The sequence below is a fragment of the Streptomyces sp. NPDC015242 genome (genome assembly GCF_043079125.1).
Lineage (GTDB): Bacteria > Actinomycetota > Actinomycetes > Streptomycetales > Streptomycetaceae > Streptomyces.
Window position 1 is genome coordinate 336,717 of record NZ_JBIBUF010000010.1, and the last position, 13,948, is coordinate 350,664.

General features: G+C 68.1%; 16 protein-coding genes. 6 read left to right on the forward strand and 10 right to left on the reverse strand.

The features are described 5' to 3' along the window. Window positions 1-25 precede the first annotated feature (25 nt). From ACF07N_RS31370 to ACF07N_RS31390, 5 genes are all read right to left on the reverse strand, one after another. Window positions 26-961 (reverse strand): kinase, encoded by a 936-nt coding sequence (locus tag ACF07N_RS31370; protein WP_392119458.1) that lies wholly within the window; start codon window positions 959-961, stop codon window positions 26-28. Continuing rightward, window positions 958-2,334: an argininosuccinate lyase gene (locus ACF07N_RS31375; protein WP_392119461.1), complete on the reverse strand. Its 1,377-nt coding sequence runs from the start codon at window positions 2,332-2,334 to the stop codon at window positions 958-960. The genes ACF07N_RS31370 and ACF07N_RS31375 overlap by 4 nt, the downstream gene beginning before the upstream one ends. Before the next feature lie 957 nt (window positions 2,335-3,291). Further along, the gene (locus tag ACF07N_RS31380) at window positions 3,292-3,645 is read right to left on the reverse strand and encodes a helix-turn-helix transcriptional regulator (protein WP_392119464.1); all 354 of its coding nucleotides are present in this window, start codon (window positions 3,643-3,645) and stop codon (window positions 3,292-3,294) included. A gap of 128 nt (window positions 3,646-3,773) precedes the next feature. After that, the gene (locus ACF07N_RS31385) at window positions 3,774-4,067 is read right to left on the reverse strand and encodes a hypothetical protein (RefSeq protein WP_392119467.1); all 294 of its coding nucleotides are present in this window, start codon (window positions 4,065-4,067) and stop codon (window positions 3,774-3,776) included. Between the two features lie 220 nt (window positions 4,068-4,287). Further along, entirely contained in the window at window positions 4,288-4,509 is a 222-nt protein-coding gene (locus ACF07N_RS31390; protein ID WP_392119469.1) for a hypothetical protein, read from the reverse strand. A 224-nt stretch (window positions 4,510-4,733) separates the two neighbouring features. On the opposite strand from ACF07N_RS31390, the gene ACF07N_RS31395 reads away from it, so the two are divergent. Beyond that, window positions 4,734-4,946: a hypothetical protein gene (locus tag ACF07N_RS31395; RefSeq protein ID WP_392119472.1), complete on the forward strand. Its 213-nt coding sequence runs from the start codon at window positions 4,734-4,736 to the stop codon at window positions 4,944-4,946. Between the two features lie 383 nt (window positions 4,947-5,329). Here ACF07N_RS31395 and ACF07N_RS31400 read toward each other — a convergent pair whose 3' ends face one another. Together ACF07N_RS31400 and ACF07N_RS31405 are read right to left on the reverse strand one after the other, a co-directional pair. Further along, a complete protein-coding gene (locus ACF07N_RS31400; RefSeq protein ID WP_392119475.1) occupies window positions 5,330-5,995 on the reverse strand; it encodes a hypothetical protein in 666 nt (221 codons plus the stop codon). Window positions 5,996-6,526: 531 nt separating this feature from the next. Further along, window positions 6,527-7,561, reverse strand: a complete 1,035-nt coding sequence (locus ACF07N_RS31405) for an SDR family oxidoreductase (protein WP_392119477.1) — start codon at window positions 7,559-7,561, stop codon at window positions 6,527-6,529. A 101-nt stretch (window positions 7,562-7,662) separates the two neighbouring features. On the opposite strand from ACF07N_RS31405, the gene ACF07N_RS31410 reads away from it, so the two are divergent. Then, on the forward strand, window positions 7,663-8,529 hold the full coding sequence (locus ACF07N_RS31410; RefSeq protein WP_392119480.1) for a helix-turn-helix transcriptional regulator: 867 nt from the start codon (window positions 7,663-7,665) through the stop codon (window positions 8,527-8,529). Between the two features lie 339 nt (window positions 8,530-8,868). On the opposite strand, the gene ACF07N_RS31415 is transcribed toward ACF07N_RS31410, so the two are convergent. Next, complete coding sequence (locus tag ACF07N_RS31415; RefSeq protein WP_392119483.1) at window positions 8,869-9,522, reverse strand: hypothetical protein; 654 nt, start codon at window positions 9,520-9,522, stop codon at window positions 8,869-8,871. A gap of 275 nt (window positions 9,523-9,797) precedes the next feature. Here ACF07N_RS31415 and ACF07N_RS31420 point away from each other — a divergent pair, with 275 nt between their 5' ends. The 4 genes from ACF07N_RS31420 (at window position 9,798) to ACF07N_RS31435 (ending at window position 12,966) form a co-directional block, all read left to right on the forward strand. Beyond that, window positions 9,798-10,637 carry a helix-turn-helix transcriptional regulator gene (locus tag ACF07N_RS31420; RefSeq protein ID WP_392119486.1) on the forward strand — a complete coding sequence of 280 codons (840 nt, stop codon included), beginning with the start codon at window positions 9,798-9,800 and terminating at the stop codon, window positions 10,635-10,637. A gap of 73 nt (window positions 10,638-10,710) precedes the next feature. Beyond that, a complete protein-coding gene (locus ACF07N_RS31425; protein WP_392119489.1) occupies window positions 10,711-11,463 on the forward strand; it encodes an SDR family oxidoreductase in 753 nt (250 codons plus the stop codon). A gap of 62 nt (window positions 11,464-11,525) precedes the next feature. Then, complete coding sequence (locus ACF07N_RS31430) at window positions 11,526-11,822, forward strand: hypothetical protein (protein WP_392119492.1); 297 nt, start codon at window positions 11,526-11,528, stop codon at window positions 11,820-11,822. A gap of 13 nt (window positions 11,823-11,835) precedes the next feature. Further along, window positions 11,836-12,966, forward strand: coding sequence for a PQQ-dependent sugar dehydrogenase (locus tag ACF07N_RS31435; protein ID WP_392119495.1), 1,131 nt, complete (start codon window positions 11,836-11,838; stop codon window positions 12,964-12,966). A 109-nt stretch (window positions 12,967-13,075) separates the two neighbouring features. Here the strand turns inward: ACF07N_RS31435 and ACF07N_RS31440 are convergent, their stop codons facing one another. Together ACF07N_RS31440 and ACF07N_RS31445 are read right to left on the reverse strand one after the other, a co-directional pair. Beyond that, complete coding sequence (locus ACF07N_RS31440; protein WP_392119497.1) at window positions 13,076-13,384, reverse strand: hypothetical protein; 309 nt, start codon at window positions 13,382-13,384, stop codon at window positions 13,076-13,078. Between the two features lie 409 nt (window positions 13,385-13,793). After that, on the reverse strand, window positions 13,794-13,948 hold a 155-nt coding region (locus ACF07N_RS31445; RefSeq protein WP_392119536.1), incomplete at its 5' end, for a DUF475 domain-containing protein.

Sequence of the window (13,948 nt, forward strand, 5' to 3'; positions counted from 1 at the left end):
TCCCCCGGGAGACGTCGCGTTCTGCCTAGGCACCGCGGGTGCCATAACTGTCCGGTCCCATCGAGCGGTAGAGGGAGACGGAACCGGGAAGTGCCTCGCAGGACTTCCTGGCGTGGGCCAGGCGGTCCGCGTGGTCGCTGAGGTCGTCGCGCAGCAGAATTCCGAGATTCGTGCCGCTGTGCGCCAGCACGAGGCCGAGCCCTTCGACCTCGTGACAGATGCGCAGGATGTCGTCGAAGTACTCCCGCGCGGTGATCTTCGCGTTCTTGCGCGCGCTGCGGGTGGCCACCTCGCCGACCGTGTCGAGGTCCCCGTGCAGGAGGGCCTCGCGCAACTGGTCGAGCAGCCTGCTGTATTCCTTCCGGTCGGCCGCGTCGAAGGGCTTGGGCGACCGGTTGAACAGGACCGTGTCCACCATGCCGCCGATGTCGTGTCCGACGATCGTCAGCGGCGGCAGGAAACCCAGCCGCTCCTTCAGGCGGACCTGCCGGTGGTAGAAGGCCACGACGCCCTGGTACATGACGCCGTCGGACGGCTCCACGCCCCTCAGGAGCGCCTCGACCTCGCTCTCCGTGAACCGCAGGCCGAGCGCGCCGCCCACCGCGTGGGCCGTGGCCACCAGGTCGGCGGACGAACTGGCCAGCCCTTTGCCCTCGGGGATGGAACTGATCAGGGTCAGCACCCCGCCGCCGGCGACCCGCCGGTCACGCAGGATGCGTTCCGCCAGGGCCCGGGCCTTCTGTTTGTGAGCGGGCCGGACCGTGATCTCCCCGGCGCCTTCGACCAGTTGGAAGCCGGCCGTCGAGGACAGGGATATGGGGAAGGTGACGAGGAAATCCAGGCCGTTCTCGTCGAGCACTCCCTGCAGCAGTTCCCCGAACGTGCCGTGGGCCGTGCCCGTGCCGGTGGTCGCCCCGAGGACGGGAGTGGTGGAACCTAAGGCGCCCTTGTCCGCGTTCACCGGTCTGAGCCTTCCGGCGAGGCCGATCCGGCTCCTGTGTCCGGGATTTCCAGCAGCCTGTCCGTCTCGGCGAGCGCGGCGCCGGTCCTCTGCGCGTTCGCGGCCCATTCCTTCTCGGCCGCGTCGAAACGGGCGGCCTGTTCGGCCAGCAACGCGCGGACGGAATCAGGGTGCGTGGAGCCCGGTGAGTTCTTGCGGAGCAGGCCCCGCCGGACGTCGAAGGACTCGGTGAGCAGGTGTTCGGGCCGGGCCAGGTCGAAGCCGTTCTCCGAGGCGACCGCCTTGAGCAGTTCGGGATCGGCCTCGGCGGGGGACAGGCCGCGCTCCACCGCGGCCGTGATGAACCGCCCGGCGACGACCTGTGCCCTGCGCCAGGGCACCCCCTCCTCCAGTGTGAGCAGGTTGGCCAGGGAGAACCCGCCCAGGTACTCCCGCTCGCACAGGGCGAGCGCGCGTTCCTCACGGAAGTGGAGGTGGTCCAGAACCGTGGTGAAGAGGCTCAGGGTGGAGTGCAGGGTGTCGAAGACGGTCAGCAGGTGCGCGCCGGCTTCCTTCGAGACCTCGACGGTGTTGGAGAAGGGGGTGTTGCGCTGCGCGAGGACGGCGTCCAGGTGCAGCGAGACGAGGTGGGCCGACCGGCCGCGGATGCGCTCCAGGACCGGGTAGTTCTTCTTCTGCGGCATGGCCGAGGAGATGCCGGACAGTTCGTCGGGCAGCTCGATCAGGCCGTACGCGGAGCTGCCCCAGGTCATCAGGTCGGTGCAGAAACGGGCCAGCGAGGTGGCGAGGAGCGAGAGTTCGGCGGTGACCTCCAGGACCCAGTCGCGTGACGCGACCGCGGCGAGGGCATGCGGATCGGCCCTCCGGAAGCCGAGGAGACGCGCCATTCTGCCGCGGTCCCAGGGCAGTTCCTGACCGGCCATCGCGCCGGCGCCCAGGGGACACAGGTCGATTCCGCGATAGGTGTGGAGGAGTCGTTCCGTCGTGTGCAGGGCCCGGCCCGCCACGGCCGCGAGGTAGAAGCCCGGCGTGATGATCTGGGCGGACTGCAGATGGGTGTAGCCGGGCATCGGCGTGTGCAGGTGCCGTGCGGCAAGCCGGTGCGCCGACCGGCCGAACGCGGCGAGCGACGCGGCGGCCCGGATCACCTGGTCCTTGCCGAACAAGAGCTGGGCACACGCCTGGAGGTCGTTGCGGCTGCGGTCGACGTGCCACCGGGGAACGGCCGGAGTGAGCCGGTGCTCCACATGGCGTTCGATGGCGAAGGCGATGTCCGAGTAGTTCGCGTCCGGATCGGCCCGGATCTCCTCCGCGGTGATCCCGTCCAGCAGGGATCCGATGCGCCGGGTCTCCTCCCGGTCGATCAGCTCCATACGGCAGTATTCGAGGACCAGGACTTTCTCGATGGCAACGTACCAGGGAAGAAGATTCTCGGATTCGTACCGGAACTGAGGTTCCAGGACTTCCCTGTGCAGTAACTCGCTCGGGGCTGCCGATATCCGGCCGCTCAGACGGTTCTCGGGCGCGCGGTGATCAGGCATGGGACCCCCCGTGAATGCATACCGGTACGACGCTCAAGCCCCGGACGGAAGGAGGAAGGAACCAACCGGTGGGGGCGGTGTGGCGGTACAGCGTTGATTGACGCATGATCCGGGGTCAAGGGTGACGAGGGATCCGCGCCGGGGGGTTTACCTGCGGCAACCTGCCGTTTCCGCAGGTCAGGCGTGAGCTTGCGGGCGGGCCGTGGGGCCGGTGCGCGCGGGTAGTTGACGCGAATCGTTCGCAACAGCGGGCTTGAGACAACAGCATGTGTCACGCGCATGTTTCATCGGTGTGCACCTCTCCGAAGGTGCCGGCCGCCGTACGTTCGCGCGCGTGCGGTCGCCGCCGCCGGCGGCCGGACGGTGCAGCTCCCCTGCGCGGGGCCGGCGGAGCCGACCGCGCATGTCACTGAATTCCCCCGAATCGTTCCCGTATCCGTCCCTCATTCATCCCCTGGCGGGAAGGCTGACCTTGCGCAATGGACTCCCCGGGTTCTACTTGAAGATTGCCGGCCGCCGGAATTCCGGCATTCATTGCCATTCGGCGGAGCAGCACCGCGTCGGCGCGACGCGGCCGCCGTCACCCGGCTGATGTCCACCTGGTCGTCCCCGCCCTGCTGGCCGGCCTCACCGGCCATCCGCGACCGGTTGCGGACGCCGGAGGCCGTTCTGGGTGCAGGGCGTAGCGAATGTGCCGGCCGTTGCACCGACGCGTGAGGAACCCGGCCCGTTCCAGATCGATGACGATCCGGTGAGCGCTGCGCTCGCTGATGCGGCAGGCCCTCTCCGTCAGCCGCAGTGCCTTTCCAGGTAGGGCCGCCTTGCAGGCATCGGTGTTTCGGATGTCGCGTGGCCGTGGCCGGTGAGGAGATCCAGCATGGCGGGCACGGGCAGGTGGGCTTCGGCCGGGTGACGGTGTTCGCGGTCCGGATGCAAGAGGTAGTGGTTGCGCCGTCCGATGCGCCGGCGGGAGAGGAAACGGGCACGCTCCAGGTCGGTGACGATCCTGTGGACGCTGCGTTCGGTGATGCGGCAGGTGAGGGCGATGTCCCGCATGCGTGCGTCGGGGTTGCGGGCGATCTCGGCCAGGACTCTGGCATGCGCAGTGAAGAACGACCAGCTCTGCCCGCCGTCGTCACCCACCGTGCCCTCCCTGCTCGCCCAGTGCAGGCCCACGCGCCCACTACCCCCACTACGCCTGCACCGCACCCACCGGATGCGGTCCTGGCGAGACTGGCGCGGCCTGTTCACGGTCACGTGCGCCCTTGCACTCAGCGCGTACAGCCCCAGGCGTTACAGAGGCCCGGTCGTACGTAGCCGACGGGATGCGCCTGCCGGTGGGTCCGCGCTGCCAGGAGCTGCTCGATCTGGCTCTGGCGGGACTCGGCGTAGTCGATGACGACCAGCACGCGCCGGATGAGGTGCCGGAGCATCGCGTACGGCGAGGGCTGCTGCGCAGGCAGGTCCAGGTGGAGGAACCCGGCAGACCACGGTGCTTCCGGGTCGTCGGCTGAGCGTTCGGCTTCAGGAGGGCGGTCGGACACCCGCCGCGCGAGCTCGACCACCAGGCGGGTCGTGCGGACCCCCGCCCGGACCGTGCGCGACCGCCACGTCCACGGCCTTGTCGGTGCGGCACCGGTCGACCAGGTCTGTCATCTCGGTGGCCGGCCCGATGAAGGAGACCACCTCCGAGCGGGGGAGAGAGCAGATCAGAGGACGCCGCCGCCGACACGGGCGAGGTGACGAACGGCGCGTCCAGATCGGCCGGCTCCAGCCTGGGCCAGGTCACCGCAGCCTGGCCCCGGACATGCCCTGCCACGGGGAGTCCGCGCGGCGGATGTCCTGCGGCACGGACTCGGCCTGCATCCTGTGGCTGCGCGACGCGTTGTCGACGAAGTTGGTCCGCCCCGTGGCCACATGTTCGCCCCGATCCCAGCGGTCCGCGGCCCCGGCGCCGTAGATGCGCCGCAGCGCGGGGGTGTTTCGATGTATCCGCGCTTGGGTCACATCTGATTGTGTCCTCCCGGCAACGCGGGGATAGCCGGCAGCCGCAGAGGCGAAGACGGGCCCAGCTGAACCCTGAGACGCCTCGGGCCTGTACGCCCTGGTCAAGGCCGTGGATCCAGCCCGACTGGAGCACTTTGGCGCCAATGGTCGGGAGTTGGCCCGCCGCCTGGAGCCTCCTGGACTACACAAGTCGATGAAGGTGCCTGACGGGGAGGGCTGGTCCGGTGTTGGTGACGATCAATGTGGCGGTTCTGCTGGCGGTCATCATCATCCTGCGGCTGCGTCGGCGTACGCACGCGCGCAGCCGGAACGACGAGAAGCTGACCGTTGTCATGGTGCTGGTCTTCGGGGTGCTGATCGCTCCGACAGCGTTTGGGCAGTGGATTCTGGACGTGGTCGTGCAGATCGTGCAGGGCGTTTCCCAGACAGGGCGCTGAGGCGGCACACGGCATCCGGCCCGGCGGAGAGATCACCGGAGTCGCCGCCTGGGAAGAGCCGGACCGCCGCAACAGCTTGTCGTCGAACCTGCGCGAACTCCCGGGCCAGGTCCGCACCGTCGGCCTCGGCCGTACTCTCTCTGTGATCGTGCAGCTCAAGGCCTGCGCACTCTGCCGTGCGCAGGCACACGCCACCAGACGTGGGCCTGACATACCAAGAGAACCCTCACCGGCCAGGACGGAAGCAGGAGCGCCTGCACGGGCGGCGGCGCCACCTGCACCTACGATCCCCTGTACCTTCTGCTGACCATGCGCCGCGCCAGGGCCGGCTTCCCCGGCCAGTCGATCACCCACCGCCACGTCCAACGCATCTGTCAGGGACTTCAAGAGTGAGACGTCCCATGCATGTGGCGTCGCCTGAGGTCTACACGCAGGTCCTTCCTGATGTAGATCTCGATGTACTCGTACAGCCATGGCGAGTTCGCGAGCTGCGAGAAACACCGACTGAGCGCTTCTCTCGTTGTCCGAGCGTCGGTCAGGTTGGCCACCCGCCACAGTGACAGCGGTCGGGAGTCGGTACCGGCCACCGCGTGCTCGACTTGGAAGAGAGGCTGGAACGCGTCAGCCTTCACGAGTTCACCGGAATCGTCGACGAGTTGCGTCGCGCCGATGAACGTGACGCGCTGGGCGGCCGGGTCCAGACGCACCTGCTCAAGGACCAAGCCGTAGTCGGAGCCGCCGATCCACGGATGCTGCATCGATGCACGTACGAAAATCTCCGTTTCGTCGTCACCGGTCGGCTGTTCGCCCCAGATGCGCACGCTCCCGGGCTGCATCACCGAAGGCAGATACGGCGCGGGATTGCGGGCTTTGCGAACCTCCATGTCCCACAGCATGTCGCGGGTCATCGTGAAGGGGGTGGGCGCCTCGTAGCTGTTCGCGATCGCCTCGTTCACATCGAGCGGAGGCAGTGCCGAGTGCGTGTAGGCCGGATCGTTCCACACGCGCTCGAATTCCGCTACGTGATCGAGTAAGCCGCTCTGCTTCATCGTCTCCTCCTGCGCGTGTCAGGCACGGGCCGCGGGGACCAGTGACAGTGGCACGCCCTTTCCGAACCAGACCCTTGCTCTCCTCGATGCCGGTCCCGTCCCGTTACTTCGCGGCATCTCGATTCTTATGATGGAACGGTCGAGCGCCTGGGTGGGCGTAGTCAAGAACAACTTTGTCAAGTTTCGACGCGCATCCCGATTTCCTTCTGAGCACGGTCATTGAGCCGTTTCGACCTCATGCTGATGCGTGTTGAAGGAGGCTGGAGGGCAGGTCCCGGAAGAGGTGACGCCGCCACACTTTGCGTCTGCTCGCTGCTCCAGCCGGACGTCGCCGCCTGCGTCCGCGAAGCCTTTCCCCTCCTGGGCAGCCCGGCCGGCCTCGCCGCCGAAGCGACTGTGTGCGCAGCTGCTCCAGACGGTCGCCCGCCCGACAGGGCTGCGCAGAAGTGTGCCGCCTTCTCACGGGACCGTCGCCCGGCGTCATCGCCGGGCGACGGGATCTCAAGTCATTGGGTCCCGTGCGGTGCGCCGTTACTTCTTCACCAGTCCCTTCGCTACGAGGCTTCGTGCGGCAGCGATCACCGCATCGTGTGCGGGGCGCGGCTGCCAACCCAGGATGTGACGGGCCTTCGCATGGGACGGTCGCCTGACATAACCGAGTTCCGGCACAATGTGCCGCATCTCCGGGTTGAAGAGAGCTCCGGCCCGCACCACGGCGCTCGGAATGGCGCGCTTGGGGACGTGCGGAGCTGCTGCGCCGAGGTCAGCCCTGATCCACGCTCCCAGATCCTTCATGGCGATCGCGGGGCCGTTCGCGATCAGGAAGCGCTCGCCCGCGGCTCGCTTCTCTGTCATGGCCAGAATGTGCGCGGCGGCGACGTCGCGTACGTCGACCACCGGGAAGTAGAGGTCGGGGAAGCCGGGAATGTCGCCGTCGAGGATCCTCTTCACCAGCATGTTGGAACCGGAGACATCGTGGCCGAGGACAGGGCCCATGACGGCCACGGGCAGCATGGTGACGAGCTCCGTCGGCCCTCCCTCGGACCGCACGAAATCCCAGGCAGCACGCTCGGCGAGGGTCTTGCTGGCCCCGTAAGCATCGACTTCGGGGGAGCCGACGACCGTCCAGTCGGCCTCGGTGAAGACGCGGTCGTCGTGTGGATGGCCCCAGCCGACGGCATGGAACGCCGAAGTGAGTACCACGCGTGCGACTCCGGCGTCGCGTGCTGCGCGCAGTACGCGCAGGGTGCCTTCGCGGGCCGGGACGATGAGGTCGTCCGCGTTGTCCACGAATCCGGGGCGTACCGGCGAAGCGACGTGGAGTACGAAGTCCATGTCGGCAACGGCTGCCGGCCACCCGGCGTCGTCCATCAGGTCGGCCTCGACGAATGTCAGGGCGTCGCCGTTCTGCATCCCGGCGTCGGCCAGGACGGATCGGACGGTGGCCTCGCGGCTCAGGGACCGGATCGTGGTACGGACGAGGTAGCCCTGCTGGAGGAGTTGAAGGATGCAGTGACCGGCGATGAATCCGGAGCCGCCAGTGACAAGTACGCGCTTTTGAGTCATGTATCGAAGTTTCGCTGAGCTGGGGACAGCAGCCAGTTCCCCGGCTTCCCTGGTAGCAGCAGGGACAGGCAGAGACGCAAGCGGATGGCTACCCTGGAGAAATGGACGATCAACCGAATGCGCTGGGCAACTTCCTGCGTGCCCGACGCGACCTCATCACTCCGGAAAAGGTCGGAATTGCCATGTCTGGCACGCGGCGAGTTCCTGGGCTGCGTCGCGAGGAGGTCGCGATGCTTGCGGGTGTCAGCGCCGAGTATTATCTGCGCTTGGAACAGGGACGTGACCGCAGGCCGTCCACTCAGGTCCTCGAATCCATCGCGAATGCTCTTCTGCTGGACGACGAGGCGCGTGATTACCTTGCCGCTCTGGCTACCGACCGGCCTCGCCGCCGTCGGAGCCAGTCAGCAGTCAAGGAAACTGTTCCATCCGGAATCTCCAAGCTCCTCAGCACCCTTGGTCAGCCGGCATTCGTGGAGGGGCGCTACATGGACGTGCTTGCGGCCAACTCGCTTGCCGTCGCGCTTTCTCCGCGGCTCACAGTCGGCGCCAACCGCATGCGTGATCTTTTTCTCGATCCTGCCGAGCGGGCTTTCTTCTCGGACTGGGAGGGTGCGACCCAGCAATTCATCGCAGGTTTCCGGAAATCTGTCGGCGCTGATATAAACGACCCCCGGTTCATCGAACTCGTCGGAGAACTTTCTCTGGCCAGCCCGCGCTTCCGTGCCTTGTGGGCGCGTCAGGACGTGAAGAAGCTCCAGGGCGGACGTGTGCGCTTCGATCACCCGCAAGTGGGTTCGCTGAACCTGAACCATGAAAAGCTGGCAATTGCCGGGGCAGGGAACATGATGCTCGTCATCCTGCACCCGGACCCCCAGAGCCAGGACGCCGAGAAGCTCTCGCTCCTGGCCTCGGCGTCGCTCGAATCACCTCACCCCGGGTACATCGGCGCCCGATCACACGAAGCGTGAGAGCCGTTCTTGGGAACAGCCTCCGTCGTGGACGATCTCAGTGACGGCCCGGTCCACCGCGGTGTCGGAAGTGATGTTGTTCATGACGGTCCGGTCCAGCGCCCGGCGGGAACGCCGGAGAGGTTGCTGGGCGATGGCGTCGACGGCGCCCTCGGCCACGACGGTGCGCAGCGCGCCATCCGTGGCGGAGGCGGTCGGACAGGTCGACTGCGTGCAGCTCGCGGGGAATGTGTCGAGGGGGACATGCCAGGCCGATCGCCCGATGGCACTGTCTGGCCAGTTCGCCTACTGCCCGACCGTTGCCGCCCGAGGCTCCTGTGATGAGCACGCGTCGGGATTTCATCGGAAGCAGCTGCCTTCCTCCTGTCCGCGGGGCGTGTCCGTACGGGGCACTGGAGGACGCGGGGTGCCGGGCCCCGGTGGGGGCGTCGGCACCCGTGGTGGTGCGGGTTTCGAGCGGGGGAGGAGGGATTGCCGGTCGTCCAAGGTGACGGTTCCCGTGACCTGGATCTCGGCCGTTGGCTGGTGACGGCCGCAGACGAGGCACAGTACGGCTTTCGCCGCGCCGGTGAGGTGGCCTGTCGGCTCGGCCGGCTCGCATGGGTACAGACGCAGCTCGGCACTCAGGTTTAGCAGCATGTCGGCAGCGGGCTCGGTGAAGGTCAGAGAGAGCTGCGCGGGGGCGAGTCGGGTGAGGGTTTCGGCGTCCCGGAAGCGGGTGGAGATCAGGTCCAGCCGCTGCCACAGCAGACGCGTTTCCGGTGCGGGAATGATGGCCGGCGGGTTGAGGGCGGCCTCGATGTCCCAGGCATTCATAGACTGCTCGGGAAGTCGGTAGCCGGCGTAGACGGGCAGCTCGATCAAGCAGGCAGGTGGGAGAGGACGGCGGGCGGCGGTCGGGCCCTGCAGGGCCATGCCGAGCTGAAACCCCTCGGCCACGCGGCGGCCGATGCGCTGGCGGAGGGTGACGGCGAAGTAGCGGGGGAGCAGCACACGATCACCAGCGGCTACGCCTGTTCTGCGTCCAAGGCCACCGCCGACAGAAGTCGACAAGCCGCCGCAACCGGCCCTCAGCAGGCGAACCGCCCACCTCGGCACTATTCGAAGACCCTGAGTTCAGACCAGCAATGCAAAAGCCGCATCGCGCAATTTTCCGTGTCGCGGATCGGGCGATAGCCAGGGCATGGGATACCTAGGCTAAACGTGTCCTTCATATCCTGGTTCTTTCCGGTGATGCTGGGTGCACGCCACGAAGAAGGGAGGCCGACGTGGATGACAAAGGGCTCGGGGAGTTTCTCCGGCACCGGAGGGAACGCTTGCGGCCCGAGGATGTGGGTCTTGCCGGTGGCGGTCGGCGCCGCACTCCCGGCCTGCGCCGGGAGGAGGTCGCGACTCTGGCGGCGCTGTCGCCGGATTACTACGGCCGGCTGGAGCAGGGACGGGTACGCACCCCGTCCGCGGCGGCGCTGGCCAGCCTGGCCCGCGCGATCCGGCTCACCGGCGACGAACGGGACTACCTGTTCCGCCTCGCCGGGCAGCAGCCGCCGGAGCCGCGCTCACCACTGGCCCACGTCGACCCGGCGATGCTCTATCTGCTGGACGCGCTCGAGCACACGCCGGCCCAGGTGGCAGACGATCTGCTGACGGTTGTCGCGCAGAACCGTGCCGCGGAGAACCTGCTGGGGGTCTGGACCGGTTTGCCCGGTTATGAGTCCAACGTCACGTGGCGGTGGTTCGCCGACCCGGCTTCGCGGGACAGCAATGATCCGGCCGAGCACGAGCGCATCGGCCGGGCCTACGCGGCCGACCTGCGCGCCGGTGTCGCCCAGCGCTCGATGGGCGATCGGTTCGCTCGGGGGCTGGTGACCGACCTGCTCCAGCGCAGCGCCGAATTCGCCGACCTGTGGGCGCAGCAAGACGTGGGGGCGCTGACGTCGGCGCCCAAACTCATCCGGCACCCGCTGGTCGGCGAACTCGACCTGCAGTGCGACGTCGTGCTGAGCCCGGCGACCGGTCACCGCCTCGTTATTTTCCGGCCGCGCCCCGGGTCGAATGCCCACGAGCAGATGGCGCTCCTGGGCGTACTCGGGAATCAGAAGTTCGCCTGATTCTCACTGCCTTTCACCAGCATCGCGGAAACGTGGGCACCTCCGGGTGCCCGAAATCAATGGAAAGAATTTCGTGAACATCACCGGTAACACCGTCTTCATCCCTGGCGCGACCTCCGGCATAGGTCTCGGCCTGGCCCTTCGCCTGCGGGACAAGGGCAACACCGTCATCGTCGGCGGCCGGCGCACCGAGCTGCTCCAGCAGCTGTCCGCCGAGCACCCGGGTCTGGGCACGATCAGCATCGACACCACCGACCCGGAGTCGATCACCGACGCCCGCAGCGAGCTCACCACCCGCTACCCGGCCCTGGACACCCTCATCACCATGGCCGGCATCATGGAGCCCGAGGACCTTCGCGACCCGGCATCGCTGGACGTCGCCGAACGCACCGTCGAGGTCAACCTGCTCGGCCCGATCCGGCTGATCAACGCGTTCCTGCCCGGCCTGCTCGCCCAGCCCGCCGCGACCGTCATGACGGTCAGCTCCGGCCTGGCGTACGTCCCGCTGCCGGCCACGCCGACCTATAACGCCACAAAGGCCGCAATCCACTCCTTCACCGAAAGCCTGCGCGTGCAGCTGGCCAAGAGCAACGTCCAGGTGATCGAGCTGGTACCGCCGGCCACCCGGACCACGCTGATGAACCAGCAGAATTCCGACGTGGCCATGCCCCTGGAGGACTTCCTCGACGAGGTGATGAGTCTCCTGGAAACCGACCCCGAGGCCGAGCAGATCCTGGTCGAGCGCGTCAAGTGGCAGCGCAACGCCGAAGCCGAGGGCCGCTACGCCGACGTCCTGAACGTGCTCAGCGGCCGTTACCGCTCCTGACCTCCGGCGGCGGCCGAGGTCATGCCCGGCCGCCGCCTCCCCCTTTCCGGCGAACAGATCGAATGGGAACCACCCTCGGCATCGCCGTCGCGGCCTGCTCACCGCCCGGCGCCGACTCGGTGCCGCACGACCCGGTGTACCAGTCGATTGCCCAGGAGCTGGGCTGGACCCCAGGGCAGATCGCCCTGCGCCGGCACCTGCAGCGCGGCGGCATCGCCTCGCCCAAGACCACCTCCCCGCACCGCATCCACCAGGACGCCGCGGTGTTCGACTTCATGCTCGGCCCCCGCCAGGTGGCCCGGATCGACCACCTCGATCGGGGTGCGGGCCGTACCGGCCCGCACCCCGAGCACCTCTGAAACGAAGGGCCTCATGCGATATCTCTTCCATCGATCGCTGCTCGCCACCACCCTTGCCGCGACACTGAGCCTGAGCGCCTGCTCTTCGGAATCTCCAGAGGACAAGCCGGCCACCCAGGCTGTTCCCGGCGCCACAGCGACCGCCGACCGATCCAGCGACCCGATCGCCACCCTCGGCGAACCCACCGAGATCACCACCGGCCTGACCGTGCCGTGGGGCCTGACCTTCCTTCCCGACGGGTCCGCCCTGGTCTCCGAGCGCGACTCGGCCCTCATCAAACGCATACCCGCCCACGGCGGCCCGCCGCGGACCGTCGGCGCCGTCCCTGGTGTCGTGCCGAAGGCCGAGGGCGGTCTCCTGGGCATCGCCGCTTCTCCGGACTTCGCCACCGACCGCACGGTCTACGCCTCGGTCACCGGCGCGGACGAGAACGCGATCGTCGCGTTGCGCATCGCCGAGGACTTCCGGTCGCTGCGCCGGGACCGGGTGTTGCTCGACGGCATCCAGACCGCCGAACGCCACCACGGCGGCCGGCTCGCCATCGGCCCGGACGGCCATCTGTGGATCGGCACCGGTGACGCGTTCGAACCGGAGAACGCCGCCGACGACTCCAGCCTCAACGGCAAGGTGCTGCGCATCCGTACAGACGGCACGGTTCCCGGCGACAGTCCGGTTTTCTCCACCGGGCATCGCAACGTACAGGGCATCGCGTTCAGCCCGGACGGTACCGCCTACGCCTCGGAACTGGGCCACCGCGCCTGGGACGAAGTCAACGTCCTGCGGGCCGGCGACGACTACGGCTGGCCCGAGACCGAAGGCATCGAAGGCAGCACCGGAACGGCACCGATCTGGACCGTGCACCCCGACGACGCCTCCCCCTCGGGCATGGCCTACGCCGCCGGCTCGCTGTGGATCGGCGCTCTCGGCGGACGACGCCTGTGGCAACCGCCCGTCCACTCCGGCCGAGTGACCGGCGAGGCGGTCGAGCACTACCGCGGTGAGTACGGACGCATCCGCACCGTCGAGGTCGCACCCGACGGCGCCCTCTGGCTGGTGACCTCCAACACCGACCGCTCCACCTGGGGCGGCGTCGACCCGAAACCCGGTGACGACCGCATCCTGCGGGTCCCGGTCAACCAGTAGGAATCTGATCGAGCAGTTCGGCACCAGCCGCTACGTCACCGGCATCCTCACACTCACTGGCCTGAACGGCCATGCTCGTGATGCGGTGGGATCGCGACGCCGCGGCCGGTCAGACTGAGTGTCCCTGCGAGCGCAGCCAGCGGTGCACGGCGTCCTTGTCCGCCGGTGTGATCCGGACGTCGCTTTCGACGTGCGGGCCCTCGTCCTCGTTGAACGCCGTGTCCGTGACGCGCGCGGTGACCCACGTGGCCAGGTCGTGTGCAGCCGGCTCAGGAAGGGAACCTTGTTCCCAGCCGGCTCGGGCCTTGCCGGCGGCGTCATGGTCGTGATGTTCGGTCTCGGCCAGCCATGCCTTCACCAGCCGCTCCACTGTCCCGCGCTGCGGGTCGCCGATTGACTGCCTGTCGTTGTCGTCCATGCTGTCCCGAGTGCCCGACCCCGCTGCTGCCTCCCCTCTGCGCTTCGAATTCCCCGGCGCGACGTACCGCCCTGCCATTGGTTGCAGTACACCGGCCACAGCCCCGGAAACTCCTCCATGAGGCGGACCACGACGGAATCCACCGCCGCGAAGTCCGGGAAGCGGGATGAAGGAGAAGGTCGGCCCGAAGGGGGTGTCCCGCAGAGCCGGCGGCCGGCGGAGCGAGGAGATGCCAGGCAGCGGCTGACTCGCAGCACCCCTCTGGCACGGGCGACCTTGTCGTCATGCGGGCCGGCGGCATGGCAAGGGGGCGCCCCGGGTTACGAAGGCGCCCCCTCCGACTGCGTGTGACAGGCCCAATCCCCGGAATCGGGAAGGGCAGCCCTGAGCCCGCACCGTAGCGTTTCCCTCAGGCCGCGGAAGCCGCTTCGGGTCGCTCACCTTCGCTCCGGTCTTCGGCTGCCGTGATGGCGCGGTTGCGGCGCACGGAGGACCAGAAGGAGGCGCCGATCAGGACGACGCCGATCAGGCCGGTGATGATCTCGTTGATCTCGTACTGGATGG